Origin of the sequence: Variovorax sp. YR266 (genome assembly GCF_900107295.1) — a bacterium.
In the GTDB taxonomy this organism is placed as follows: domain Bacteria; phylum Pseudomonadota; class Gammaproteobacteria; order Burkholderiales; family Burkholderiaceae_C; genus Variovorax.
The window spans coordinates 172,834-196,901 of record NZ_FNPM01000011.1 but is presented as its reverse complement, the minus strand read 5'-3'; the positions used below and the strand labels follow the sequence as shown (position 1 = coordinate 196,901).

The following is a 24,068-nucleotide window of genomic DNA, read 5'->3' as shown; positions in this document are numbered from 1 at the left end:
AGCGCACAGCGATGCCATCGCCACATTGCCGACGTCGATCTCCGAGAAGCCGGCCAAGTCGTACTTCGTCGAAGTGCGGTCCCTGCCGCTACCGTCGCTCGGCGTCCCATGGGACTGCTGCGGAGCATGGGTCGGCCGCTTCCGCCGAATGCACGGCTCTTTCGCGACCGCCTGCGCAACCCACTAGACTTGGCAGCAGCGCACAAGTTTGCGCACCGGCGCGACGAGAGACGGCCACGCACCTGATCTCAGCGGTAAGCCCCCGCACCGTCCACCTGCAATCCGCCACAGCGATCGCACCGCCAACCTCACAGCCGCACTCATCGTGCGCAGGGCGCCGGGTACTCCCCGCAGCGAAATAAAGGAGGAGCCCGAAGGGCGGGGGACATTCGCGGAGGGGAGTACCCGGCGGCCTGTGCACACACCCCGGAAGTGCCTTTCCCAAGCCCCGCAGCTAAGGAAACCCCCGATACATGAGTGGTCATCGACCACCTAGCATCGAAGGCTGTTCCCTGTCGAGGTGTACCGGACGCGTCCCGCCGTTCGTGCCTCACTGACCATCCCGCGATGACAACTCCACCCGAGTCCGGCCCCACGCTGGACGCCGCCAGCCCCCTTCCCCCCGACATCGAAGCAGCCGACGAACCGACCAAGGTTCCCCTTGCCATCGAAGACTGGCTCACGGTCATCATCATGGGCGCGCTGGCGCTCATCACCTTTGCCAACGTCATCGTTCGCTACTTCACCGACTCGTCCTTTGCGTGGACCGAAGAGTTCTCGGTGTTCCTCATGATCATGCTGGCGCTGGTGGCCGGCTCGGCCGCTGTGGCGCGCGACCGGCACATCCGCATCGAGTACTTTTCCGAAAGCGGCTCGATGGCACGGCGCAAGCGGCTCGCGCAGTTCGGCGCGCTGATGATCGCCATTCTGTTCACGCTCATCGGCGCACTCAGCATCCGCATGGTGTGGGACGACTTCCGCTTCGAAGAAACGACGCCCGGCATCGGGCTACCGGCCTGGTGGTATTCGATCTGGCTGCCGATCGTGTCGTTCGCCATCGCGTTGCGCGCGGTGGGCCTCATGATCCGCCGCGGACGCAAGACGAACTACGGCTCGGACAGCAAGGACGACACCAAGTGATCGCCACCCTGCTCTTCGTTGCCTTCGTCGTGATGATGCTGGTGGGCGTGCCCATTGGCGCCGCGCTGGGCCTGGCGGGCGCCGCCTGCATCGCGCTGGCCAACAGCGACGCCCAATGGTTCGGCCTGCTGGCAGTGCCGCAGAACTTCTATGCCGGCCTCGGCAAATATCCATTGCTGGCCATTCCGATGTTCGTGCTGGTCGGCTCCATCTTCGACCGCTCGGGCGTGGCGCTGCGGCTCGTCAACTTTGCCGTCGCCATCGTGGGCCGCGGCCCCGGCATGCTGCCGCTGGTGGCGATTGCGGTGGCGATGTTTCTCGGCGGCATCTCGGGCTCGGGCCCGGCCAATGCAGCCGCGGTGGGCGCGGTGATGATCGCGGCCATGTCGCGCGCCGGCTACCCTGCCGCCTTCTCGGCCAGCGTGGTGGGCGCTGCAGCGGCCACCGACATCCTGATTCCGCCATCGGTGGCCTTCATCGTGTACTCGGTGCTGGTGCCCGGTGCTTCGGTGCCGGCGCTGTTCGCGGCCGGCATGATCCCCGGCGTGATGGCAGGCCTGGCGCTGATGATTCCGGCCGTGATGCTGGCGCGCAAACACAAGATGGGCGCGCTCGAAGCCACGCTGCCGCGCCCGCCGTTCTGGAAGAGCTTTCGCGAAGCAACCTGGGGGCTGGCCGCGCCGGTGCTCATCCTCGGCGGCATGCGCGCGGGCTGGTTCACGCCGACCGAGGCGGCAGTGGTGGCGGTGTTCTACGGCCTGTTCGTGGGCATGTGCATCCACCGGACCATCAAGGTGCGCGACCTGTTCGTGATCTTGCGCGAGTCGGGTGAGCTCTCTGCCGTGATCCTGCTGGTGGTGTCGCTCGCGGGCATCTTCGCGTACTCGTTGTCGACGCTGGGCGTGATCGATCCGGTGACGCGCGCCATCGTGAATTCGGGCCTGGGCGAGTACGGCATCCTGGCGCTGCTGATACTGCTGCTCATCACGGTCGGCATGTTCCTCGACGGCGTGTCGATCTTCCTGATCTTCGTGCCGCTGCTGCTGCCCATCGTGCAGTACTACAAGTGGGACCCGGTGTGGTTCGGCGTGATCCTCACGCTGAAGGTGGCGCTGGGGCAGTTCACGCCGCCGCTCGCGGTCAACCTGATGGTGTCGTGCCGCATCGCCAAGGTGCGCATGGAAGAGACCGTGCGCTGGGTGGGCTGGATGCTGTTCTCGATGTTCGTGGTGATGGTGCTGGTCATCATCTTTCCCGAACTCGCACTCTGGCTGCCGCGCAAGCTCGGCTACTGATTTTTGTCCCGTCTCAGAACCATAAGGAGAGCCCTCATCATGAAATTCCGCCGCACCCTTCTCGGCCTCGCCGCCGCAGCAACCGCCCTGGGCATATTCTCGACCGGCGCCATGGCGCAAGCCGCCTACAAGCCCGAATACAAGATGTCGCTGGTGCTCGGCCCGCCCACGCCCTGGGGCCAGGCCGGAAAGATCTGGGCCGACATGGTGAAGGAGCGCACCCAGGGCCGCATCAACATCAAGCTGTACCCCGGCGTGTCGCTCATTCAGGGCGACCAGACGCGCGAATTCAGCGCGCTGCGCCAGGGCGTGATCGACATGGCCGTTGGCTCGACCATCAACTGGTCGCCGCAGGTCAAGCAGCTCAACCTGTTCTCCATGCCATTCCTGATGCCTGACTACGCGGCCATTGACGCGCTCACGCAGGGCGAGGTCGGCAAGGAGATGTTCAAGACGCTCGACAAGGCCGGCGTGGTGCCGCTCGCCTGGGGCGAGAACGGCTACCGCGAAATCACCAACTCGAAGCGGGTGATCAAGTCGCCGGCCGACGTCAAGGGCATGAAGATCCGCGTGGTCGGCTCGCCCATCTACTCCGACATGTTCACCGCGCTCGGCGCCAACCCCACGCAGATGAGCTGGGCCGACGCACAACCCGCACTCGCGAGCGGCGCGGTCGACGGCCAGGAGAACCCGCTGTTCCTGTTCACCGTGCTCAAGATGCAGAACGTGGGCCAGAAATTCCTGACCGCCTGGGGCTACGTGGCCGACCCGCTGGTGTTCGTGGTGAACAAGGAAATCTGGGCCTCGTGGACGCCGGCCGATCAGGCCATCGTGCGCCAGGCGGCCATCGATGCGGGCAAGGAAGAAATCGTCATCGCACGCAAAGGCCTGATCGAAGCCGACAAGCCGCTGCTGAAGGAAATCGCAGGCATGGGCGTGACGGTGACCAGCCTCACACCAGCCGAACGCGATGCCTTCGTGAAGGCAACGCGACCGGTGTACGACAAGTGGAAGTCGACCGTGGGTGCCGACCTTGTTGCGAAGGCCGAGCAGGCGATTGCCGCACGCAAGAAGTAAGAGCAGGCTCGGCGCATTGCGGGCGCATCAGCCGCGATAGCGGCTCGGGTTCGCGCCCGCCATCTTCTTCATCAGGCGCCGCAACGCCGTGGCGTCCTGATAGCCCACGGCGCTTGCCACCTGCTCGACAGTCATCCGGCTCGACTCGAGCAGCGCGCGGGCGCGCCGCAAACGCACGCTTTGCACCAGCGCCTGCGTGCTCCTGCCGGTGGCCTTCTGGATGTGGCGCGACAGCGTGCGCTCCGACATGCAGAACTCGCGCGCCAACGCACTGACCGCGGGCGGATCGGGCAATGCCGATTCGACCCGCGCCGCCAGTCGCGCCACAAGGTCGTTGCCGTTGGCCAGCACCTCCGGCACGATGAACGGTGCCTGCGCCTGACGCCCGTCGATCAGCAGCATGCGCGAGACAAGATCGGTGAGCGCGCTGCCACAGCGCTCGCGCAGCAGATGCAGCATCAGGTCGGTCTGCGCGAACGCGGCGCCGGCCGTGACCACGGGGCCGTCGGAACACACCATGCGGTCGACGTCGACGATGCAGCCAGGCGCCATCTGCTTGAGCAGCGCTGCGTACCACCATGAAGTTGTTGCGCGCCGCCCCTGAAGCAGGCCCGCGGCATTCAGCAGGAACACCGCCGAGCACGAGGCCGCGACCTGCCCTCCGGCCTTCGCATGACGCACGAGGCCCGCAATGGCCTTGGCCGCGTCGTCGCTGTCGAGGCACCGCCGGATCTCGCCCGGCGTGTTGAGCCCCAGCCCCGGCACCACCCATGTCGAGCGGTCGTCACGGGGTCGTACGGGCAGGCGCGCAGTCTCCAGGCTCATGCCGGCCTGCAACCGCACCGGGCCACCCTGCACCGAGCACAGCCTCCAGCGCGGCGGCGCCACGCCGGCACGAGCGGCCACGGCCTGCGCGGCGCCCAGGATGTCGAGCGTGACCGCCACGCTGGAGTTGAAGGCGCCCGGCAGCACCAGGACGGTGAAATCGTGCATGTCTGATTCAGCCCTGAAACGGTCAAATTTGACACTGCCATTCTGGCGACGCGCGCGGCCCAATACAAGCTCATCCGCTTTCCCCGTGCCGTCCACGGCCGCACTCACATGACACCGACCCGCTCCCTGAACGAAGACGATCCGCTCGACGACTTCACCCCGCGCCAGATCACGCTCGATGGCATCGAGAAGAAGGTCTACCTGATGGGCCAAGGCCCCGCCGTGATCGTGATGACCGAGATGCCGGGCATCAGCCCGCACGTGGCGCGCTTTGCACGCTGGGTGCGCGACGCGGGCTTCACCGTCTACATGCCTTCGCTGTTCGGCCGCGACGGCGCGGTGCCGCAGGCCGAGGAAGGCGCCGCCGTGTTCCAACGGGCCTGCGTGAGTGCGGAGTTTCGCGCCTTTGCATCGAATGCATCGAGCCCCGTGACGCAATGGCTGCGCGCGCTCGCGCGGCTGGCGCATGAGGAATGCGGCGGCCCCGGCGTGGGCGCGATCGGCATGTGCTTCACCGGCAACTTCGCGCTCTCGATGATGATGGAGCCCGCCATGCTCGCGCCGGTGGTGTGCCAGCCTTCGCTGCCACTGGACGACCCTGCCGGCACAAACGTGGCGGCCGACGAACTCGCGGCCATGCGCCAGCGCCTGGAGCGCGAGGATCTGAGCGTGATGGCCTACCGCTTCGACGGCGACAGGTTCTGCAAGGCCGAGCGCTTCGCTGCGTTCTCTCAAGCACTGGGCGAGCGTTTTGTCGCACGCGTGCTGCCCGACAACGCAGCCAACCCGAACACGCCGCCCTTCTTCGCGCAGGTGGTGGCCAGCCCGCACAGCGTGGTGACGGCGCACCTGATCGATGAGGCCGGGCAGCCGACGCTTGCTGCAAGGGACGAGATCCTGGCGTTCTTTGCGCTGCGGCTGCTGGATCGTCGGCGCTGAGCAAGCGGCGTTTTCACAACAGGCGACCGACCTCTTCCTGGGCGTGTTTGCGCACTTTTCACTTCGGCCGCCCGCACGCGCTAACCCCTTGGTATGCGCACCGTTGCGAGCCCGTGCATCGCCACCGACAATGCACCCGCGATCCGATGCCGCGCCGCGAGATGCTCTGGCAGACTGACTTGCACAGCGCACTTCTTCGCGCAGCAAGGAGCCTCCTTCACCATGCATCCCAGGTCCACCGCATCGACCGTCGCAACAACACGGCCATCGCGCTTCGCGATCTTTTCGGTTCTTCTCGCAGCACTCGTTTTCTTGACCACCAGCTTCATCACCCCGAAGGCACATGCAGCCGATGCCACCGTGCACACGCTGATCATCGACACCGACCCCGGCGCCGACGACGTGATCGCCCTGCTGTTTGCCATGGCCTCGCCCGAGCAGTTGAAGATCCAGGCGCTGACCACCGTGGCCGGCAACGTGCAGCTCGCCAAGACCTCGCGCAATGCGCGTCTCGCTCGCGAGTGGGCAAAGCGGCCCGACATTCCGGTCTATGCCGGTGCGCCGCGACCCCTGTTGCGCACGCCCATCTATGCAGCCGACATCCATGGCAGCGAAGGCATCACCGGCGTCAAGGTGCACGAGCCGAGCCAGCCGCTGGCTGATGGCAATGCGGTCGACTACCTGATCCGCACGCTGCGCGCGGCGCCCGAAAAAAGCGTGACGCTCGCCATGCTCGGGCCCGAGACCAACCTCGCGCTGGCGCTGACGCAGGCTCCCGACATCACGCGCGGCCTGCGCGAGCTGGTGCTCATGGGCGGCGCGCATTTCAACGGCGGCAACATCACGCCGACTGCGGAGTTCAACGTGTTCGCCGATCCGCATGCGGCCGAGATCGTGCTCAAGAGCGGCGTGCCGATCACCATGCTGCCCCTAGACCTCACGCACAAGGTGCTGACCAGCCCCGAGCGCATTGCCAGGCTGCGCGGCATCGGCAGCCAGGCAGGCAAGACGGTGGCCGACATCCTCGATGCCTATGTGCAGCACGACATGCAGTACTACGGCCTGCCCGGCGGCCCGGTGCACGACGCCACCGTGATCGCCTACCTGCTGCAGCCCTCGCTGTTCAGGGGCCGGAAGGTGAACGTGGAAGTCGACAGCCGCGAAGGGCTGGGCTTCGGCCAGACGGTGGTCGACTGGTACGGCGGCTTGAAGAAGCCCGCCAACGTGAACTGGATTGCCGAGGGGGATGCGCAGGGGTTCTTCGATCTGCTGACGCAGCGCATTTCCCGCCTGCCTTGAGCTGCATCGCCCCAGAACGACGTTGACGGCGGTGGCATGCGGGGCCACCATGGTGCACCGTCGCCAATGCCCGGCTAGGCGGCGGACTCGTCGGGGAGGCCTGCCCGCTCTGGAATAGGTGAGCAAACGCGCCATTTCAGGGCTTTCGAGGAGGTCTCATGGCTGAAAGCGACAAGGTGTTCGCAGGCTCGATCCCGAAGTTCTACGACACGCTGATGGTCCCCCTCATCTTCGAGGCCTACGCCACCGACATGGCAGAACTTGTTGCGGCCTCCTCGCCCGGCTCGGTGCTTGAAACGGCGGCCGGCAGCGGTGTGGTTACGCGGGCGCTTGCGCCAAAACTCGGCGCCGGCGCGCGCTATGTGGTAACCGACCTCAACCAGCCCATGCTCGACTATGCAGCCACCCGGCAGGGGCCCGATGGCCGTATCGAGTGGCGGCAGGCGGACGCGCTCGCCCTGCCGTTCGAAGATGCATCGTTCGACGTTGTTTGCTGCCAGTTCGGCGCGATGTTTTTCCCCGACCGGGTCGCAGGCTATGCCGAGGCGCGTCGCGTGCTGAGGCCGGGCGGGCGCTTTGTCTTCAGCGTGTGGGACCGCATCGAAGAGAACGCCTTTGCCGACGACGTCACGAACGCCGTCGCCACGGTGTTTCCGCATGACCCTCCGCGATTTCTCGCCCGCACGCCGCACGGCTATCACGACACCGCACTGATCCGCGAGGATCTGGGCCGCGCAGGGTTCACCAGCATCGGGATCGAGACGCGCGAGAAGCTGAGTCGCGCCCCCTCGGCACGCGACGTTGCCACCGCCTATTGCCAGGGAACGCCGCTGCGCAATGAAATCGAGGCGCGCGACGCCAGCCTGCTTCAGCTCGCTACGGAGCGCGCAACGGAGGCGATCGCCAGCCGCCATGGCAAAGAGGGCCCGGTGGCCGGCAAGATTCAGGCACATGTGATCGTGGCAGCCGGATAGCGGAGTCCCGGCGCGCGCTTCATCCGGTCATCTCGCGCCGCCTTTGGCGCACTTCATCGCATTCGCATGGAAGTTGCGCTGCGGCGCGGCAACCATGCGCACTCCATAACCATGTGATGGAGATCCGCGATGCGCACTGCCTTCTTCTTTCGCCAGCCCCTGCTGCTTGCCTCGGGCCTGCTGCTGTCCTTCCAGCTCCTGGCAGCCCAGGCCGGCTGGCGGCAGCTGCGCATTCCGGGCGACACGCCCGACGCTGCACCCACGGTGGTCGCGCTCTACTACCCGACGAAGGCGACGGAGCGCACGACGGCCATGGGTCCATTCACGGTACAGGCGGCCATCCAGGCGCCGCCCGAGGACAAGTTCAAGGGATTGATCGTGCTGAGCCACGGTATCGGCGGCACCGAACTGGGCCACAGCAGCCTCGCCGAGGCCCTCGCGCGGGACGGCTACATGGTCGCGGCCCTTCGCCATCCCGGCGACAACTGGCAGGACGGGTCGCTGCTGCAGAAAGGCGGCGGCGTCTACTTCACCGAACGGCCGCGGCAGGTATCGCGCGTGATCGACGCCTTGCTGCAAGACCCGCAGTGGAAGGATCGCATCGCCAGCGACGCCCAGGGCTTTCGCATTGGCGCGGTGGGGCATTCGGCCGGCGGCTATACCGTGCTGGCACTGGCGGGTGGGCAGGTCGACCTGTCGCGCATTCGCAGGCACTGCGAGAGCGAGCGCGAGGCCGATCCGGTTTTTTGCGGCGTGGGCCGGAACGCCCCAACGACGGCTGGCTCGCCTGCTGCATCAGCATCGGTGCTGCCTTCGCTGCGCGACCCGCGGGTGCGTGCAGTCGTGCTGCTGGCGCCGGCGGGTGTTGTCTTCACGGCGTCTTCGCTGGCGGAGATCAGGATCCCGACGCAGATCTATGAGGCGGAGCTGGACCGGTTCCTCGTCCCGCGTTTTCACGCCGAATGGATTGCGCAGAACATGCCCCGCGCCGAACTCCACCGGGTTCCCAACGCCTGGCATTTCGCGTTCATGGACACCCCGGCCAGCGCCATTCCAAGCGACGACGGAGACATCAGGAACGACCCGCCGGGCTTCGATCGAAAGGCCTTCCTGGCGCGGCTGGGCCTCGAGATTCCAGCCTTCTTCGACAAGGCATTGCCCGAGCGCGAATGAAAAAAGCCACGCTGCAGAACAGCGTGGCTTTTGACTTTCTTGCGCGGCAGCAGCGAATCAGTGCTGCAGGATCTTGTTCAGGAAGTCCTTGGTGCGCGGCTGGCGGTTTTCCGGGTGGCTGAAGAACTCGTCCTTCGGGCAGTCTTCCAGGATCTTGCCGCCCACGTCGATGAAGATCACGCGGCTCGCGACCTTGCGGGCGAAAGCCATTTCGTGCGTGACCACCATCATGGTCATGCCTTCCTTGGCCAGGCTCACCATCACGTCGAGCACTTCGCCGACCATCTCGGGGTCGAGTGCCGAGGTGGGTTCGTCGAACAGCATCACGATCGGGTCCATCGACAGCGCACGGGCAATGGCCACGCGTTGCTGCTGGCCGCCCGAGAGCTGGCCCGGGAACTTGTCCTTGTGCGCCATCAGGCCCACGCGGTCGAGCATCTTCAGGCCACGGGTCTTGGCTTCATCGGGCGTGCGGCCCAGCACCTTGATCTGCGCGATCGTGAGGTTCTCGGTCACCGACAGGTGCGGGAACAGCTCGAAGTGCTGGAACACCATGCCGACCTTGGAGCGCAGCTTGGGCAGGTTGGTCTTGGGGTCGTGCAGCGGAATGCCGTTGACGGTGATCTCGCCCTTCTGGAAGGGCTCCAGCGCATTCACGGTCTTGATGAGAGTGGACTTGCCCGAGCCCGAAGGCCCGCACACCACCACCACGTCGCCCTTGGAAATGCTCACCGAACAATCGTTGAGCACCTGCACCGGGCCATACCACTTGGATACGTTCTTGATTTCAATCATTTTTTCGGACATTTCTTTCTCTCCGGTTCAGCCACTCAAACAATCAGCGAATGATGGCGATCTTCTTGTGCAGGCGCTTGACCAGCCAAGAAAGGGCGTAGCACATGACGAAGTACACGACGGCCGCGAGCAGGTAGGCCTCGATCGGGCGGCCGAAGTTCTTGCCCGCGGTCTCGAAGCCCTTGAGCATGTCGTAGGCACCGATGGCGTAGACCAGCGACGTATCCTGGAACAGGATGATGGTCTGCGTGAGCAGCACCGGCAGCATGTTGCGAAAGGCCTGCGGCAGCACGATCAGGCGCATGTTCTGGCCGTAGGTCATGCCCACGGCCTGGCCGGCATTCACCTGGCCGCGCGGGATCGACTGGATACCGGCACGCATGATCTCGCTGAAGTACGCGGCCTCGAACGCCACGAAGGTGATCACGGCCGAGATTTCGGAGCGGTAGTTGGAGCCGACCGAACCGAACAGCGAATAGAACGACGCCGGCACGAGCAGGAAGAACCACAGGATCACCATCACCAGCGGGATGCTTCGCATGCCGTTGACGTAGATGGCCGCTGGCGCATCGAGCCACTTCTTGCCCGACAGGCGCATGAGCGCCAGGATCGTGCCGAAGATCACGCCGCCGATCGTGGCGACTATCGTCAGCATGATGCTGAAGTAGAAGCCCTTGACGACGAAGTTGCTGATGACGTCCCAGTTGTAGAAGGACAGGTCGAGATTCATCATGTCAGTGTCCTCCGCCGCCCGCGCTTGCAGACACGATGAAGCCCGGCACGCGGGTCTTCTTCTCGATGAATGCCATGAGGCGGTTGATGATGAGGGCCGAGATCACGTAGCAGCCCGTCACCGCAAGGTAGACCTCGATGCCCCGCGAGGTTTCTTCCTGCGCCTGCATGGCGAACATGGTGAGTTCGGTGACCGACACGGCGAACGCGACGGACGAGTTCTTGAAGATGTTCATCGTCTCGCTCGTGAGCGGCGGGATGATGATGCGGTAGGCCATCGGCAGGATCACGTAGCGGTAGTACTGCACGGTGGTGAAGCCCACCGCCATGCCCGCATAGCGCTGGCCCTTGGGCAGCGCCTGGATGCCAGAGCGCACCTGCTCGGCGATACGCGCGGAAGTGAAGAAGCCCAGCGCCAGCACCACGAGGATGAAGCTCGGCACGCCCTTCATGACGGGGATGAGCGCCGGGATCACGTGGTACCAGAGGAAGATCTGCACCAGCAGCGGAATGTTGCGGAACAGCTCGACCCAGGCATTGCCCAGCCGCACCAGCCACGGGCTGTCGGGCAGCGTGCGGATGATGCCGATGAGCGAGCCCAGCACCAGCGCCACAATCAGCGCCAGCAGCGCGACCGACACGGTCCAGCCCCACGCCGAGAGCATCCATTGAAGGTAGCTCGGATATTCCCCCCCGGGGTCTTGCAGGAATACCTGCCAATCCCAGTTGCCCATTTGTGTTTACTCCTTCTTCACCGTCTCTTCGAAAACCAGTCCCTTGAAAAGAAACGCCCACCGCGAAAGGTGGGCGTCATCACGCAGCGACGCGGCGCTTATTCCTTGGTGACGTAGTCTTCAGCAGGCTTGTCGTTCGGGTTGGCCCAAGCGTTCTTGGTGGCTTCGCCCAGCGGCAGGCCGATGGTCACGCCTGCGGGCGGAATCGGCTTGAGGAACCACTTGTCGTACAGCTTGGCGAGTTCGCCAGACTTGGCCTGTGCCTTGATGCTGTCGTCCACGGCCTTCTTGAAGGCGGCGTCGTCCTTGCGGATCATGATGGCGATGGGCTCGACGGCCAGCACGTCGGACAGGATCTTGTAGTCCTTGGGCGACTTCGACTTGGCGGCCAGGGCAGCCAGGATCGAGCCGTCCATCACGAAGGCGTCGGCGCGGCCGGTTTCGAGCAGCAGGAAGCTGTCGGAGTGGTCCTTGCCGTAGACCTCCTTGAAGGTCAGGTTCTCGGCGCGCTTTTGCTTGCGCACGGTCTGCAGCGGCGTGGTGCCGGTGGTGGTTGCAACCGTCTTGTCCTTCAGGTCGGCCAGCGAGTTGATGCCCGAGTTGGCCTTGACGACGATCTTGGTTTCTTCGACGTAGGTGGTCACGCCGAAAGCCACGTCCTTCTGGCGGGTGGCGTTGTTGGTGGTCGAGCCGCACTCGATGTCCACGGTGCCGTTCTGCACGAGCGGAATGCGGTTCTGCGAGGTCACGGGCTGGTACTTGACTTCGAGCTTCTTGCCGGCGGCCTTCTCGAGGTCCTTGATGATGTTGGCGCAGACGTCGTAGTGGAAGCCCGTGTATTGGCCATTGCCCAGTGTGTACGACAGGCCCGACGATTCACGCACGCCTTCGGTGATGACACCGGAAGCCTTGATCTTGGCCAGCGTGTCATTGGCTTGCGCCATCGCGCCGCCAGCGGCCAGTGCCGCGACTGCCAATGCCAATACTTGTTTTTTCATACGGAAAACTCCTGAGGGTGACTGAAACAGATACAACTAAATTCTAGACATTTACATTTTGCGTGATACCCGGACCAACCCGGTGCATACACACACACGCTGCACCGGGCATGCGCATGGCAGCGCCAGCCTGGTGCGATCCTGCCTCCTGGCATTGTCCGACTTTCACTAAGCAGCCTTTATGCCCGAAGCCTGGCCCGAAGGCTCGGCAGCCGGCGGAACCGGTGCGGCCGACAGGCGCACCGGCTGCGTCAGGTTCTCGGGCACGAGCAGGGCCTCCATCTCGGCGCGCGTCATGATGCCCAGCGATTCGGCCACCAGGTCGATCGGCCCGCCGGTGGCGAGCGCGGTCTTGGCGATGAGCGCGGCCTTTTCGTAGCCGATGAGCGGGTTGAGCGCCGTGACCAGCGTGACCGATTCGCGCACCCTCTTGGCAAGGAACTCGCGGTTGGCCTCGATGCCGTCGACGCAGTTCACCTGCAGCGTGATGCAGGCCCGGCTCAGGTGCTGGATGCTCTTGAACAGGCTCCAGCCCATGATGGGCTCGAAGGCGTTGAGCTGCAGCTGGCCGGCTTCCGAAGCCATCGTCACGGTGACGTCGTTGCCGATGACCTCGAAGGCCACCTGGTTCATGACTTCCGGGATCACCGGATTGACCTTGCCCGGCATGATCGACGAGCCCGCCTGCCGCGCCGGCAGCCGGATTTCGCCGAAGCCGGCCTGCGGGCCGCTGGACAGCAGGCGCAGGTCGTTGCAGGTCTTGCTGAGCTTGGTCGCCACGCGCTTGAGCACGCCCGACAGCTGCACGAAGGCGCCCGTGTCCTGCGTGGCCTCGATGAGGTTGGCGGCCTGCTTGAGCGGCACGCCGGTCTGCTCGGCGAGGTACTGGCAGGCCAGGTTCGCGTAGCCGTGCGGCGCGTTGATGCCGGTGCCGATGGCGGTGGCGCCGAGGTTGATTTCTTCGATGAGCGCGCGGGCCTCGCCAAGGCGGGCCTCGTCTTCCCCGATCATGATCGCGTAGGTCAGGAACTCCTGGCCCAGCGTCATCGGCACCGCGTCTTGCAGCTGGGTGCGGCCGATCTTGAGGATGTCCTTGAACTCGAGCGCCTTGGCCTCGAAGCTGCGACGCAGGGTGGCCATCGATTCGAGCAGCCGGCCGATGGCGAACCACAGCGCCAGCCGCACTGCCGTGGGGTACACGTCGTTGGTGCTCTGCGAGGCGTTGACGTGGTCGTTGGGGTGTAGCACGTCGTAGCGCGCCTTCTCGTGGCCCAGCTTTTCGAGCGCGAGGTTGCAGATGACCTCGTTGGCGTTCATGTTGGTCGAGGTGCCCGCGCCGCCCTGAATGACGTCGACCACGAACTCGTCGAGCAGCTTGCCGTCGATGATGTCCTCGCAGGCCAGGATGATGGCCGCCGCGCGGTCGCGGTCGATGGCGCCGAGGTCGGCATTGGCGCGGGTGGCGGCCTTCTTCACGTAGGCCAGCGCTCGCACCAGGTCGGGCATGGCCGAGATGCGCGTGCCGGAGATGGGGAAGTTCTCGACCGCACGCGCCGTGTGCACGCCCCAGTAGGCGACGGCAGGGATCTGCTTGTCGCCGAGGAAGTCGTGTTCAGTCCTGAAATTGGGGCTCATACAGGTTCCTCGGCTTAAAAAAAAGCACGCGCAGGGCGCGTGCCGGAGATGTTGCGGTGACAGCGACTAAAAGCAGCCGCGACTGTAGAGGCGCCGGGTTCGGGGCGCCAATGCCGTTTGCGGGGAGTCCTATGCGCGGCATTTATAGATTGTGCGGTGCACAAATCTCCGTTGTCAGCGGTGCGGCTGGGTGCCGACCAGGTAAGACCATAGCGCATCGGCGGTGCGTTTGGGTTGCAGGCTGTCAGCGGCCGCGGCCTTGCTGGCGGCACGGCTGGCGCCGGCCTTGACCGGCACCGGCGCACCGGGCCGCTCGCGGTAGGCGCGGATTTCCATGGTCGCCTCGAGGCTGTCGATTTCGGGCGGCAGCGCGCTCACGAGCTTGCGCGCCTTGATCTCCTTGCGCACCGCACTCTGCGGCAGGAAGGCGATGCCGTGGCCTTCGAGCGCCATGACCTTCAGACCTTCGGCCATGTCGGTCTCGTAGACCCGGTCGAGGTGGATGGCAGTGCCCGACTCCTTCAGCAGCTGGTCGACCACGCGGCCCAGGTAGGCGCCGGGCGCATAGCCCAGGTAGGGCAGCGGCTGGCCGGGACGCCCCGGCAGCCGGTAGCGCGGCGCGCCTTCGGCATCGGCCTTGACCCAGGGGGCCACGGTTTCCTCGCCGAGGCTGACCATCTCGTACTTGTTGGCATCGAGCTGCAGCGGCTGCGAGGGGTGGTGGTAGGCGATCAGCAGGTCGCAGCTGCCTTCGACCAGCCGCAGCACCGCGTCGTGCACGTTGAGCGCGATGAGGCGGCTCTTGATCGGCCCGAAGTGCTCGCGCAGGCTGGTCACCCACGAGGGGAAGAAGGTGAAGGCCAGCGTGTGCGGCACGGCGATCTCGATCACGTCCTGCCCGGCGGCCGAGTGCCCGCGCAGCATGGCGCGGGTGCTCTGCAGCGATTGCAGCATCTCGATGGCCTGGCTGTAGAGCGTCTGGCCCGCTGGCGTGAGCCGTGTGGGGTACGAGCTGCGGTCGACCAGGTCAGTGCCGGCCCAGCCTTCGAGCGCCTGGATGCGGCGGGAAAACGCCGGCTGGGTCACATGCCTCAATTGAGCCGAGCGGCTGAAGCTGCGGGTTTCCGCCAAACTGATGAAGTCTTCGAGCCACTTGGTTTCCATACGCGGCGATTATGCGAGCGCCGCGCCATACTGGGCGCCCCCTCCTTTTCCCGCACTCGCCATGCCTTCAGCCGACCTGCTCGAACTCAGCGCCACCGAACTCTCCCGCCGCATCGCCGCGCGCGACGTGTCCTGCCGCGAGGTGATGCAGGCCTCGCTGGCCCGCATCGAGGCGCTGAACCCGCGCTTCAACGCCATCGTGTCGCTGCGCGATCCGGCGCAGTTGCTGGCCGAGGCCGACGAGCGCGACGCCGAACTGGCGCGCGGCGAACGGCGCGGCTGGATGCACGGCTTTCCGCTGGCAGTGAAAGACCTGAGCCATGCCGCCGGTCTGCCGACCTCGATGGGCTCGCCGCTGTCGCCGCGTTCGCCGGCGCGCACCGACAGCCTGCACGTGGCCCGCGCCAGGGCGGCCGGCGCAGTCATCATCGGCAAGACCAACACGCCCGAATTCGGGCTCGGCTCGCACACCTACAACACGGTGTTCGGCATCACGCGCAACGCCTATGCGCCCGAGCGCAGCGCGGGCGGCAGCAGCGGCGGCGCCGCCGTGGCGCTGGCCCTGGGCATGCTGCCCGTGGCGGACGGCAGCGACATGATGGGATCGCTGCGCAACCCGGCCGCCTTCAACAACGTGATCGGCATGCGGCCATCGCGCGGGCGTGTGCCGGGCAACCCGGAGGAGGAACTGTTTTTCCAGCAGCTGGGCTGCGAAGGCCCGATGGCGCGCACGGTGGAAGACACGGCGCGGCTGCTGGCCGTGCAGGCGGGCTTCGATGCGCGCGTGCCGCTGTCGTCAGCGCACGCCCTGCCCTCGCCCGATGCGCTGCAGCTGGACGGCGACGGCAAGGGCCTGCGCATCGGCTGGCTCGGCAGCATCTGGCCCGACCTGCCGCTGGCACCCGGCATCCGCGAACTCGGTGAGAAGGCGCTCGGCACCTTCCGCACCATCGGCTGCGAGGTCGAGCCCTGCACGCTCGACGTACCGCGCGAGCACAACTGGAGCGCGTGGCTGCGGTTGAGGCAACTGCTGGTGGGCGGCAAGCTCGGTGCCTACCTCAGCGACCCGAAGCTGTTCGGGCAGCTCAAGCCCGAGGCGCAATGGGAAATCGAGCAGAGCCGGCACCTCGATGCGGCTTCGCTGTACCAGGCATCGGTGTACCGCTCGAACGTGTACCGCGCGTTCCTGAAGCTGTTCGAGCGCTTCGACTTCGTGCTGGCACCGACCGCGCAGGTGTTTCCGTTCGATGCCGAATTGCACTGGCCTGCCGAGGTGAACGGTGTAAAGAGCGACACGTACCACCGCTGGATGGAGATCGTCACGCCGTTCACGCTGGCCGGGCTGCCGACGCTGAATGTGCGCGCCGGCTTCGGCGAAGGCGGGCTGCCGATGGGGCTGCAGCTGGCGGGGCCGATTCATGCGGACCTCGACGTGCTGCGGCTCGGGCATGCCTATGACCAGGCCTGCGGCTGGGCGGCGCACCGCCCCTCCGCATTGGGCTGAGGCCTCAGATCGGCGTCAACACGCCGCGCCCCGCGAAGTGCCCTTCGGCATTCGCGAGGAAATGGTCGACCGACTTCTGCGTCGCCTCGGGCGACCAGCCGGCCATGTGCGGCGTCAGCAGCACGTTGTCGAGGCCGACCAGCGGTTCGGGCCGCTTCGGCTCGCTCTCGTACACGTCGACGCCGGCCCCGGCGATGCGGTTCTCGCGCAATGCGGCCGCCAGCGCCTCGGTGTCAACGACGCTGCCGCGCCCGATGCTCACCAGGTAGCCCTGCGGCCCCAGCGCGTCGAGCACTTCGGCGTTGACCAGATGCTTGGTCGCGGGCCCGCCCGGTGCGGCCAGCACCAGGAAGTCGGCCCACGCGGCCAGCGACTTCAGGTCGTCGAAGTAGCGCTGCGTTGCGCCTTCGCGCGGCTTGCGGTTGTGATAGCCGACCTCCATGTCGAAGGCCGCCGCCCGCTTCGCGATCTTCTGGCCGATGGTGCCCAGCCCCAGGATGCCCAGCTTCTTGCCCGACACGTTCGGCGGCTGCGGAATGGCTTCGCGCCACACGCCTTCGCGGCACAGCCGGTCGAGCTTGCGGAACTCGCGCACGATGCTGATCAGCAGGCCGAAGGCGTGATCGGCCACGCAGTCGTCGTTGGTGCCTGCGCCGTTGGCCGTCGCGATGCCGCGAGCGCGCGTCACTTCGAGCGGCACGCCTTCGTAGCCCGCGCCCATGCAGCAGATCAGCTCCAGCGCCGGCATCGCCGCGATTTCCTCGGGCGTGATGCCGATGACGCCGATGGTCAGCACCGCGCGAAACTTCTTGCCGTGCTCGGCGATGGCGGCCGCGCGCAGGGCGGGGTCGAAGGCGTAGGTCATGTCATAGACCTCGGCAATCTGGGCCTGGTGGGCACTCGAGAGGCCGCTGAGCACCAGCAGGGGAATCTTGGTCGACACGTCTGAACTCCTGAGATCGATAAAAAGGAATGGATGATCGCGCTACATCAATGGAGTTGCTTCGCTCTTCTGCAAAGCCCACATCTGGGCGTAGCGGCCCTGCTTCGCGAGCAGCTCGGCATGCGTGCCGCGCTCGACGATCACGCCCGACTCCAGCACCAGGATCTCGTGCGCGTCGACCACCGTCGACAGGCGGTGCGCGATGACCAGCGTGGTCTTGTCCTGCGCGGCGCTCTTCAGCTCGGACTGGATGGCGCGCTCGTTGGCCGAGTCGAGCGCCGAGGTGGCCTCATCGAAGATCACGATCGGCGGGTTCTTCAGCAGCGTTCGCGCGATGGCCACGCGCTGCTTCTCGCCGCCAGATAGCTTGAGGCCGCGCTCGCCCACAGTCGTGTCGTAGCCCTTGGGCGTGGCGGCAATGAAGTCGTGGATGCGCGCGGCGCGTGCGGCGGCCTCCACTTCTTCGCGGCTCGCCCCCGGGCGGCCGTAGGCGATGTTGTATTCGACCGTGTCGTTGAACAGCACCGTGTCCTGCGGGACGATGCCGATGGCGCGGCGCACGCTTGACTGGGTCACTTCGCGGATGTCTTCCCCGCCGATGGTGATGCGGCCGTGCTGCACGTCGTAGAAGCGGTACAAGAGCCGTGCCAGCGTGGACTTGCCCGAGCCCGAGGGCCCGACCACCGCCACCGTCTTGCCGGCGGGAATCTCGAAGCTCACGTGCTTGAGGATCGGGCGCGCGGCCTCGTAGGCAAAGCTCACGTCCTCGAAGCGCACGGTGGCGTCGGCGCCGGCCAGCGGCTGCGCGCCCGGCGCATCGCGCACCTCGCGCTCTTTTTCCATCAGCACGAACATCTTGTCGAGGTCGGTCAGGCTCTGCTTGATCTCGCGGTAGATCACGCCCAGGAAGTTCAGCGGAATGTAGAGCTGGATCATGAAGGCGTTGACCATCACCAGGTCGCCCAGCGTCATGCGCCCTTCGACCACGCCCGAGGTGGCGCGCCACAGCATCAGCACCAGGCTCACTGCAATCAGAAGTTGCTGCCCGGTGTTGAGCATGCTCAGCGTGCGCTGGCTCTTGATGGCGGCCTTACGGTAGCGGTCGAGGCTGGCGTCATAGCGGCCGGCCTCGAAGTCTTCGTTGTTGAAGTACTTGACGGTTTCGTAGTTCAGCAGCGAATCGACCGCGCGGCTCTGCGCCACCGAGTCGAGCTCGTTCATGGTCTTGCGGAACTGCGTGCGCCACTCGGTCACCGTCACGGTGAAGGTGATGTACAGCACCAGCGCCGCCGCCGTGATCCAGACGAACAGCGAATCGAACTTCACGCCCAGGATGGTGAGCACCAGCACCAGCTCGATGATGGTCGGCACGATGCTGTAGAGCGACATCGAGATGAGCGAGTGCACGCCGCGCGTGCCGCGCTCGATGTCGCGCGTCATGCCGCCGGTCTGGCGCTCCAGGTGGAAACGCAGGCTCAGCGCGTGCAGGTGACGGAACACCTCCAGCGCGATCTGCCGGGCCGTGCCTTCGGTGGCCTTGGCGAAGATCAGCTCGCGCAGTTCGCCGAACAGCGAGGTCGAGAAGCGCAGCAGGCCGTAAGCCAGCAGCAGGCCGATGGGCACGATGAGCAGCGCCTGCGCCATGTCCGGCTTGGGCGTCATCGTGTCGACCAGGTTCTTCAGCAGCACCGGCACGCCGACGTTGGCCACCTTGGCGCCCACCATGAAGGCCAGCGCCGCGGCCACCCGCCACTTGTACTGCCAGAGATAGGGAAACAGGCGGCGCAGCGTCGCCCAGTCGGAACGGTCGCTGCGCTCCGGCGGGTGGCCGGAGACGGAGTGGGAGGGGGGAAGGGCTTCGCCGCTGCGGCGCATGGGAGACAATCGTGGTTGCTTGTTTGTTCCAGATTGTGCCCATGTCAGATACTTCCAGCGCTGCCGCTGCCGCCATCCTCAAGAGCCTGCCCACCGACATGGAGCTGGTGCTCAAGGTCATTCCGATGCCGGCGGACTGCAACGCCAACGGCGACATCTTCGGCGGCTGGGTCATGGCGCAGTGCGACCTGGCCGGCTCGGTGATCCCCGCGCGCTACGCCAAGGGCCGCCAGGCCACGGTGGCTGTCAACGAATTCATCTTCAAGCAGCCGGTGCGGCTGGGCGACATCCTGTCGTTCTATTCGAAGCTGGTGCGCATCGGGCGCACCTCGGTCACGGTGACGGTCGAGGTGTTTGCCGAGCGCTTCCGGGCGCAGGGCGAATACATCAAGGTGACGCAGGCGACCTTCACCTACGTGGCCATCGACGACAACGGCCGCCCACGGCCCATCGAACAGCAGCCCTGAGCAACGCCCCCGGGCTCAGACGCCCGGGTCGCGCACGCGCTCGAAGCGTTCGAATTCGCGGTTGACCCAGCGCCCGTCGCGCCGCTCGACGCGGCGGATGTACACGGTCTGCACGATGTCCCGGGTGTGGGCGTCAATCTCTACCGGGCCGCGCGGGCTGTCGAGCTTCACGCCCCGGAACGCATCCACCAGCCGCTCCCCGACCACGCCGCCGCGCGCCACGGGCGAGCTCATCGCTGCATCGATGGCGGCAAGCGCATCGTGGGCCGCGACCGCGAAATACCCCGGGCGCAGATGGCTGCCGTACTCCGTCTCGAAGATGCCCGTGAAGCGGCGGTTGGCCGGCGATTCGTGGGCGAACGAATAGTGGTGGCTGGTTACGAGGCCATCGGCCAGCTCTCCGATGCCTTCGAGGTAGTGGTCGTCGGTGGCGTCGCCGGTGGCCAGCAGGCGGATGCCCGTGTCGGCCATGCCGCGGTCGCGCCAGAACTTGAGGAAGGTGGCCGGCATCTGCCCCGAGGGCAGGAAGAAGAACACCGCCTGCGGCTTGAGTTCGCGCAGCCGCAGCATGTAGGCCGAGTAGTCGAGCGTGTTCAGCGGCACCCGCAGCATCGCGCCGACGCGGCCGCCGCCCGCGGTGATGCCAGAGACAAAGGCGCTTTCGGCATCGACGCCCGAGGCGTAGTCGGCCACCACGGTGCAGACGTCGCGCAACCCCTGCTGGAGCGCCCATCGCGCCAGCGGCAGCGTGACCTGGCCGATGGTGAAGGACACCCGCACCGCGAACGGGCAGCGCGCCGTGATGCCCGAAGAGGCCGCATTCATCACCACCAGGGGCAGCCTGGCCTGCGTGGCGACGGTGCCGACGGCGTAGGCGTTGGAGCTGAAATCCAGGCCCGCCAGCATGTCGACGCGCTCGCTTTCGACGAGGTCTTGCGCATGGCGGCGTGCCTGCTCGGGCGCGCTGCCGGGTACATCGCGCCGCAGTAGCTCGACCGGCCGGCCAGCGATGTTCTGGTTGTGCGCCGCCAGCCAGACGGCCATGCCGGCGTCGAACTGCCGCCCGCCGCCCGCGTAAGGGCCGGACCATGAGCCGATGACGCCGATGCGTAGCGGTCGCACACGCGCCAAGGCCAGCGAAGGCGCTGCCAAGGCACCCGCCAGCAAGCCGAAAGTACGCCGGCGCGTGAGGTCGATTGCTACTTTTTCAGTAGCATCATTCACCCACTGGCCGGGCGTTGTGAGCGTTCTTGTCTCTGAAACTTGCACGGCGGCCAGTTTACGCGTGCGAGCCCCGAAAACGCATCAGACCTTGGAGAAGTCCGGCTTGCGTTTCTCCATGAAAGCACCGAAAGCTTCGCGTGCCGCCGGCTCGCGCAGCATGCGACCGAAGCTCGCGCCCTCCTCGCCCATGCGTTCGAGCACGGCGGGCATCTGCGCCTTCTTCAGCAGACGCTTGGTTTCCACCAGCGCACTCAGCGGCTTGGCGGCCAGCTTGCGAGCCTGCGTCTGCGCGATGGCGTTCGCTTCGGTCGGAGGCACCACGCGGTTGACCAGGCCCACTTCGAGCGCGGCCTCCGCCATGAAGGGTTCGCCGAGCAGCAGCGCCTCAGCCGCGCGGTGGTAGCCCAGCATCTGCGGCACCAGCAGGCTCGATGCAGCCTCTGGGCACAGGCCCAGGTTCACGAAGGGCATCGAGAAGGCGGCGTTGTCACCCGCGTAGACGAGGTCGCAATGGAACAGCATCGTGGTGCCGATGCCCACAGCCGGGCCGCACACGGCCGCGACGATCGGCTTGGGGAAGGTCGCGATGCCGCGCAGGAAGCGGAACACCGGCGACTCTTCCGTCGACGGCGGGCCGTTGAGGAAGTCGCCGATGTCGTTGCCTGCGCTGAAGATCGTCGGGTCACCCTGGATCAGCACGCAGCGCACGGCTGCTTCGCTTTCGGCTGTAGCCAGCGCGTCGGCCAGCTCGGCATACATAGCGCTGGTGATGGAGTTCTTCTTGTCGACGCGGTTGAAGGTGATGGTCATCACACCGGCTTCGGTGTGGACGAGGATGTCGCTCATGGGTGGTAGTCCTTGGATGAAAAAGATTGGCGCCGCGGTCAGGCGCAAAGGGCTTCGCGGACGAAATCGAGGCGGTCTTGCCCCCAGAACATCTCGCTGCCGACGAACATGGTGGGAGCGCCGAACACGCCGCGCTCCACGGCTTCCTGCGTGACGGCCTTGAGGCGGTCCTTGGTTTCCTGAGCACCGGCCAGCGCAAGCAGACCCGCGGCGTCGAAGCCCGCATTTTGCAAGACGGCACCGACGGTTGCCGGGTCGTTGAGGTTCTTCGGATCGACCCACATCGCGTGGAAAACCGCATCGACGTACGCATCGAAACGCGCCGGCTCCTTCATCTGGACGCCCGTGGCGCCGCGCATCAGCAGCAGCGTGTTGATCGGGAAGTGGGGGTTGTGCACGAAGGGCACGCCGTAGCGCTTGGCAAAGCGCTTCAGATCGGTCGTCATGTACGGGCCCTTGGGCTTGATCTCGGCGGGCGAATGATTGCCGGTGGCCTGGAACACGCCGCCCAGCAGCATGGGTTTCCACACCAGCTCGGCGCCTGTGTCGGCGCAGATGTGCGGCAACTGCGTTGCCGCCAGGTAGGCGGCGGGGCTGCCGAAGTCGAAATAGAAGTCGACGGATTTCGCCATGGGGTTGTCTCCTTCTCTCAGAATTTCTCGGACCAGGGCCGCAGGTCGAGTTCGTGCGTCCACGCGTCACGAGGCTGCGAATGCAGCATCCAGTAGCTGTCGGCAATGTGCTCCGGGTTCAGGATGCCGTCGCTCTCCTTCAACGCATAGCGCTCGGGGAAATTGCTGCGGATGAATTCAGTGTCGATGGCTCCATCGACCACAACGTGCGCAACGTGAATGCCCTGTGGCCCCAGCTCGCGTGCCATTGACTGCGCGAGCGCACGCAGCGCCATCTTCGCGCCCGAAAAAGCGCCGAAGTTGGCCGCTCCACGCAGTGATGCCGTCGCGCCCGTGAAGATGATCGTGCCGCGATGCCCACCCTTCGGCAGTTCGCGCGCCACCATCCGCTTCGCCACTTCGCGTCCATTGAGAAAGCCCGAGAAGCAGGCCATCTCCCACACCTTGAAGTACTTGCGTGCGGTCTCGTTCAGGATGCTCTCGGGCACGTTGGCGCCGATGTTGAACACCATCACCTCGATCGGCCCGATGGTCGACTCGATCTGCTCGACAAGCGCGACCACTTCTTCTTCCTTGCGCGCATCACAGGCGAAGGCGTGCGCACGGCCGCCGTCGGCCTCGATCTGCGCTACCAGCGGCTGCAGCTTGTCGAGACTGCGGCGCGTGACGCAGGTGGCAAAACCTTCGCGCGCGAAGCGGCGGGCAATGGCGCCGCCGGTGGCGTCACCGGCGCCGACGATGAGTGCGGCTTTTTGCGGAGTAGTCATGTCTCTTTATTCCTTGTAGTAGACGATCTGGTTCGAGGTGGCCAGCAGCACGCCCTTCTCGCTCCACAGATGCGCCGCCTGGTCGAAGAAGCCGTTGAAGAACTGCTGCCCCGCCGCGCGGCCCAGGAGATAGCCCGTGCCGACCTCGGCCAGCTGCGCCGGCCCGACGTGGAAGTAGGTGGTGATCGACACCGTGCCCGCGGGCACGTGCTTCGCGCGGCGCAGCCACACGCGCGGATAGAACATGTCGCTCATCGCGGCGAGCGAGGCAAAGTCGAGCGGCCGTGGCTGTGCGTCGCGCAGCCAGATGCGGGTTTCGCTGTGGTGCAGGCTCTCGTCCCACTTCGCGGGAATGCCACCGCTGAAGGGGCGCATCTCGTACTGGTTGATCCACGCCACGCCGGACGGGCCGATGCTCATGCGGTCGACCGTCTCGGGCCTTGGCGCCTCGGGCATCGGCATGTCGCTCTCGCCCCAGGTGTCGCGGCGCGCGGCCGTCACCACGGTGGCGGTGGTCGTCATGTTGGGCGCACCGCTGGGGCCGGCCTGCGTGATCTGCACCGTCCAGTGCTGCGTCGAGCGGTTGGTGCGCACGGCAGTGGCCTGGATGTCGAACGCGCCGGCTTCGATCGCCGCCGCGTAGTTGACGGTGAGCGCGATGGGCGTGCCCAGCACGTCGGGGTGCTGCATCACCGACTGCAGCGCAAGGGCCGCAGTGGTGCCGCCGAAGGGCCCGACCATGTTCCAGTAGTCGGGGCTGGTCATGCCGGTGAAGTGCCCCACGCGGATGTCGCTGTGGTGGATCGTCAGGGCTTTGTCGAAGGGGTGCTGCGTGCTCGTCATGATCGGCAGTGTGCCTCCG

23 protein-coding genes are annotated in these 24,068 nt (G+C 66.0%); 9 read left to right on the top strand and 14 right to left on the bottom strand.

Annotated elements, in window-relative coordinates:
• Positions 1–567: 567 nt before the first annotated feature.
• Genes BLW48_RS26305 through BLW48_RS26295 form a run of 3 tightly spaced genes read left to right on the top strand, consistent with a single transcriptional unit; the run spans position 568 to position 3,512 of the window.
• Positions 568–1,140 (top strand): TRAP transporter small permease, encoded by a 573-nt coding sequence (locus tag BLW48_RS26305; protein WP_093178367.1) that lies wholly within the window; start codon positions 568–570, stop codon positions 1,138–1,140.
• A complete protein-coding gene (locus BLW48_RS26300) occupies positions 1,137–2,435 on the top strand; it encodes a TRAP transporter large permease (protein ID WP_093079115.1) in 1,299 nt (432 codons plus the stop codon). The genes BLW48_RS26305 and BLW48_RS26300 overlap by 4 nt, the downstream gene beginning before the upstream one ends.
• A 39-nt stretch (positions 2,436–2,474) precedes the next feature.
• Positions 2,475–3,512 carry a DctP family TRAP transporter solute-binding subunit gene (locus BLW48_RS26295; RefSeq protein WP_093178366.1) on the top strand — a complete coding sequence of 346 codons (1,038 nt, stop codon included), beginning with the start codon at positions 2,475–2,477 and terminating at the stop codon, positions 3,510–3,512.
• Positions 3,513–3,539: 27 nt separating this feature from the next.
• On the opposite strand, the gene BLW48_RS26290 is transcribed toward BLW48_RS26295, so the two are convergent.
• Positions 3,540–4,505 (bottom strand): GlxA family transcriptional regulator, encoded by a 966-nt coding sequence (locus BLW48_RS26290; protein ID WP_093178364.1) that lies wholly within the window; start codon positions 4,503–4,505, stop codon positions 3,540–3,542.
• 108 nt (positions 4,506–4,613) lie between these two features.
• Between BLW48_RS26290 and BLW48_RS26285 the strand changes: the two genes are divergently transcribed.
• The 4 genes from BLW48_RS26285 (at position 4,614) to BLW48_RS26270 (ending at position 8,890) form a co-directional block, all read left to right on the top strand.
• Positions 4,614–5,444 (top strand): dienelactone hydrolase family protein, encoded by an 831-nt coding sequence (locus tag BLW48_RS26285; RefSeq protein ID WP_093178363.1) that lies wholly within the window; start codon positions 4,614–4,616, stop codon positions 5,442–5,444.
• Positions 5,445–5,756: 312 nt separating this feature from the next.
• Positions 5,757–6,743, top strand: a complete 987-nt coding sequence (locus tag BLW48_RS26280; protein ID WP_371127570.1) for a nucleoside hydrolase — start codon at positions 5,757–5,759, stop codon at positions 6,741–6,743.
• A gap of 158 nt (positions 6,744–6,901) precedes the next feature.
• Entirely contained in the window at positions 6,902–7,717 is an 816-nt protein-coding gene (locus BLW48_RS26275) for a class I SAM-dependent methyltransferase (protein WP_093178361.1), read from the top strand.
• A 129-nt stretch (positions 7,718–7,846) separates the two neighbouring features.
• Complete coding sequence (locus BLW48_RS26270; RefSeq protein ID WP_093178360.1) at positions 7,847–8,890, top strand: alpha/beta hydrolase family protein; 1,044 nt, start codon at positions 7,847–7,849, stop codon at positions 8,888–8,890.
• A 57-nt stretch (positions 8,891–8,947) separates the two neighbouring features.
• Here BLW48_RS26270 and BLW48_RS26265 read toward each other — a convergent pair whose 3' ends face one another.
• The 6 genes from BLW48_RS26265 to BLW48_RS26240 form a co-directional block, all read right to left on the bottom strand.
• Positions 8,948–9,685: an amino acid ABC transporter ATP-binding protein gene (locus BLW48_RS26265; protein WP_093057334.1), complete on the bottom strand. Its 738-nt coding sequence runs from the start codon at positions 9,683–9,685 to the stop codon at positions 8,948–8,950.
• A 43-nt stretch (positions 9,686–9,728) separates the two neighbouring features.
• Positions 9,729–10,418: an amino acid ABC transporter permease gene (locus tag BLW48_RS26260; RefSeq protein ID WP_093057309.1), complete on the bottom strand. Its 690-nt coding sequence runs from the start codon at positions 10,416–10,418 to the stop codon at positions 9,729–9,731.
• 1 nt (position 10,419) lies between these two features.
• On the bottom strand, positions 10,420–11,151 hold the full coding sequence (locus BLW48_RS26255; protein WP_093057308.1) for an amino acid ABC transporter permease: 732 nt from the start codon (positions 11,149–11,151) through the stop codon (positions 10,420–10,422).
• Between the two features lie 98 nt (positions 11,152–11,249).
• A complete protein-coding gene (locus tag BLW48_RS26250; protein WP_093057307.1) occupies positions 11,250–12,149 on the bottom strand; it encodes an amino acid ABC transporter substrate-binding protein in 900 nt (299 codons plus the stop codon).
• 168 nt (positions 12,150–12,317) lie between these two features.
• Complete coding sequence (locus BLW48_RS26245; RefSeq protein WP_093057306.1) at positions 12,318–13,784, bottom strand: aspartate ammonia-lyase; 1,467 nt, start codon at positions 13,782–13,784, stop codon at positions 12,318–12,320.
• 174 nt (positions 13,785–13,958) lie between these two features.
• Positions 13,959–14,948, bottom strand: coding sequence for a LysR substrate-binding domain-containing protein (locus BLW48_RS26240; protein ID WP_093057305.1), 990 nt, complete (start codon positions 14,946–14,948; stop codon positions 13,959–13,961).
• A gap of 61 nt (positions 14,949–15,009) precedes the next feature.
• Here BLW48_RS26240 and BLW48_RS26235 point away from each other — a divergent pair, with 61 nt between their 5' ends.
• Positions 15,010–16,452: an amidase gene (locus BLW48_RS26235; protein ID WP_093178358.1), complete on the top strand. Its 1,443-nt coding sequence runs from the start codon at positions 15,010–15,012 to the stop codon at positions 16,450–16,452.
• A gap of 4 nt (positions 16,453–16,456) precedes the next feature.
• Here BLW48_RS26235 and BLW48_RS26230 read toward each other — a convergent pair whose 3' ends face one another.
• Entirely contained in the window at positions 16,457–17,395 is a 939-nt protein-coding gene (locus BLW48_RS26230; protein WP_093057303.1) for a 2-hydroxyacid dehydrogenase, read from the bottom strand.
• Between the two features lie 42 nt (positions 17,396–17,437).
• On the bottom strand, positions 17,438–19,270 hold the full coding sequence (locus BLW48_RS26225) for an ABCB family ABC transporter ATP-binding protein/permease (RefSeq protein ID WP_093178357.1): 1,833 nt from the start codon (positions 19,268–19,270) through the stop codon (positions 17,438–17,440).
• Positions 19,271–19,311: 41 nt separating this feature from the next.
• Here BLW48_RS26225 and BLW48_RS26220 point away from each other — a divergent pair, with 41 nt between their 5' ends.
• On the top strand, positions 19,312–19,737 hold the full coding sequence (locus BLW48_RS26220) for an acyl-CoA thioesterase (RefSeq protein ID WP_093057333.1): 426 nt from the start codon (positions 19,312–19,314) through the stop codon (positions 19,735–19,737).
• Between the two features lie 15 nt (positions 19,738–19,752).
• Here the strand turns inward: BLW48_RS26220 and BLW48_RS26215 are convergent, their stop codons facing one another.
• The 5 genes from BLW48_RS26215 to BLW48_RS26195 form a co-directional block, all read right to left on the bottom strand.
• Positions 19,753–20,859 carry an ABC transporter substrate-binding protein gene (locus tag BLW48_RS26215; protein ID WP_093079425.1) on the bottom strand — a complete coding sequence of 369 codons (1,107 nt, stop codon included), beginning with the start codon at positions 20,857–20,859 and terminating at the stop codon, positions 19,753–19,755.
• A 183-nt stretch (positions 20,860–21,042) separates the two neighbouring features.
• A complete protein-coding gene (locus BLW48_RS26210; protein WP_093057301.1) occupies positions 21,043–21,807 on the bottom strand; it encodes an enoyl-CoA hydratase in 765 nt (254 codons plus the stop codon).
• A gap of 38 nt (positions 21,808–21,845) precedes the next feature.
• Entirely contained in the window at positions 21,846–22,439 is a 594-nt protein-coding gene (locus tag BLW48_RS26205) for a 2-hydroxychromene-2-carboxylate isomerase (protein WP_093178355.1), read from the bottom strand.
• Between the two features lie 17 nt (positions 22,440–22,456).
• Positions 22,457–23,206 carry an SDR family oxidoreductase gene (locus BLW48_RS26200; RefSeq protein ID WP_093057299.1) on the bottom strand — a complete coding sequence of 250 codons (750 nt, stop codon included), beginning with the start codon at positions 23,204–23,206 and terminating at the stop codon, positions 22,457–22,459.
• 6 nt (positions 23,207–23,212) lie between these two features.
• Entirely contained in the window at positions 23,213–24,049 is an 837-nt protein-coding gene (locus tag BLW48_RS26195) for an acyl-CoA thioesterase (protein WP_093178354.1), read from the bottom strand.
• Positions 24,050–24,068 lie beyond the last annotated feature (19 nt).

Excerpts from the sequence above, each read along its gene's own strand:
- BLW48_RS26210 (WP_093057301.1), bottom strand. The coding sequence starts at position 21,807 with ATGAGCGACATCCTCGTCCACACCGAAGCCGGTGTGATGACCATCACC.
- BLW48_RS26270 (WP_093178360.1), top strand. The coding sequence starts at position 7,847 with ATGCGCACTGCCTTCTTCTTTCGCCAGCCCCTGCTGCTTGCCTCGGGC.
- BLW48_RS26195 (WP_093178354.1), bottom strand. The coding sequence starts at position 24,049 with ATGACGAGCACGCAGCACCCCTTCGACAAAGCCCTGACGATCCACCAC.
- BLW48_RS26220 (WP_093057333.1), top strand. The coding sequence starts at position 19,312 with ATGTCAGATACTTCCAGCGCTGCCGCTGCCGCCATCCTCAAGAGCCTG.
- BLW48_RS26225 (WP_093178357.1), bottom strand. The coding sequence starts at position 19,270 with ATGCGCCGCAGCGGCGAAGCCCTTCCCCCCTCCCACTCCGTCTCCGGC.
- BLW48_RS26250 (WP_093057307.1), bottom strand. The coding sequence starts at position 12,149 with ATGAAAAAACAAGTATTGGCATTGGCAGTCGCGGCACTGGCCGCTGGC.
- BLW48_RS26265 (WP_093057334.1), bottom strand. The coding sequence starts at position 9,685 with ATGATTGAAATCAAGAACGTATCCAAGTGGTATGGCCCGGTGCAGGTG.
- BLW48_RS26295 (WP_093178366.1), top strand. The coding sequence starts at position 2,475 with ATGAAATTCCGCCGCACCCTTCTCGGCCTCGCCGCCGCAGCAACCGCC.
- BLW48_RS26285 (WP_093178363.1), top strand. The coding sequence starts at position 4,614 with ATGACACCGACCCGCTCCCTGAACGAAGACGATCCGCTCGACGACTTC.
- BLW48_RS26245 (WP_093057306.1), bottom strand. The coding sequence starts at position 13,784 with ATGAGCCCCAATTTCAGGACTGAACACGACTTCCTCGGCGACAAGCAG.
- BLW48_RS26205 (WP_093178355.1), bottom strand. The coding sequence starts at position 22,439 with ATGGCGAAATCCGTCGACTTCTATTTCGACTTCGGCAGCCCCGCCGCC.
- BLW48_RS26275 (WP_093178361.1), top strand. The coding sequence starts at position 6,902 with ATGGCTGAAAGCGACAAGGTGTTCGCAGGCTCGATCCCGAAGTTCTAC.
- BLW48_RS26235 (WP_093178358.1), top strand. The coding sequence starts at position 15,010 with ATGCCTTCAGCCGACCTGCTCGAACTCAGCGCCACCGAACTCTCCCGC.
- BLW48_RS26200 (WP_093057299.1), bottom strand. The coding sequence starts at position 23,206 with ATGACTACTCCGCAAAAAGCCGCACTCATCGTCGGCGCCGGTGACGCC.
- BLW48_RS26240 (WP_093057305.1), bottom strand. The coding sequence starts at position 14,948 with ATGGAAACCAAGTGGCTCGAAGACTTCATCAGTTTGGCGGAAACCCGC.
- BLW48_RS26290 (WP_093178364.1), bottom strand. The coding sequence starts at position 4,505 with ATGCACGATTTCACCGTCCTGGTGCTGCCGGGCGCCTTCAACTCCAGC.
- BLW48_RS26260 (WP_093057309.1), bottom strand. The coding sequence starts at position 10,418 with ATGATGAATCTCGACCTGTCCTTCTACAACTGGGACGTCATCAGCAAC.
- BLW48_RS26305 (WP_093178367.1), top strand. The coding sequence starts at position 568 with ATGACAACTCCACCCGAGTCCGGCCCCACGCTGGACGCCGCCAGCCCC.
- BLW48_RS26255 (WP_093057308.1), bottom strand. The coding sequence starts at position 11,151 with ATGGGCAACTGGGATTGGCAGGTATTCCTGCAAGACCCCGGGGGGGAA.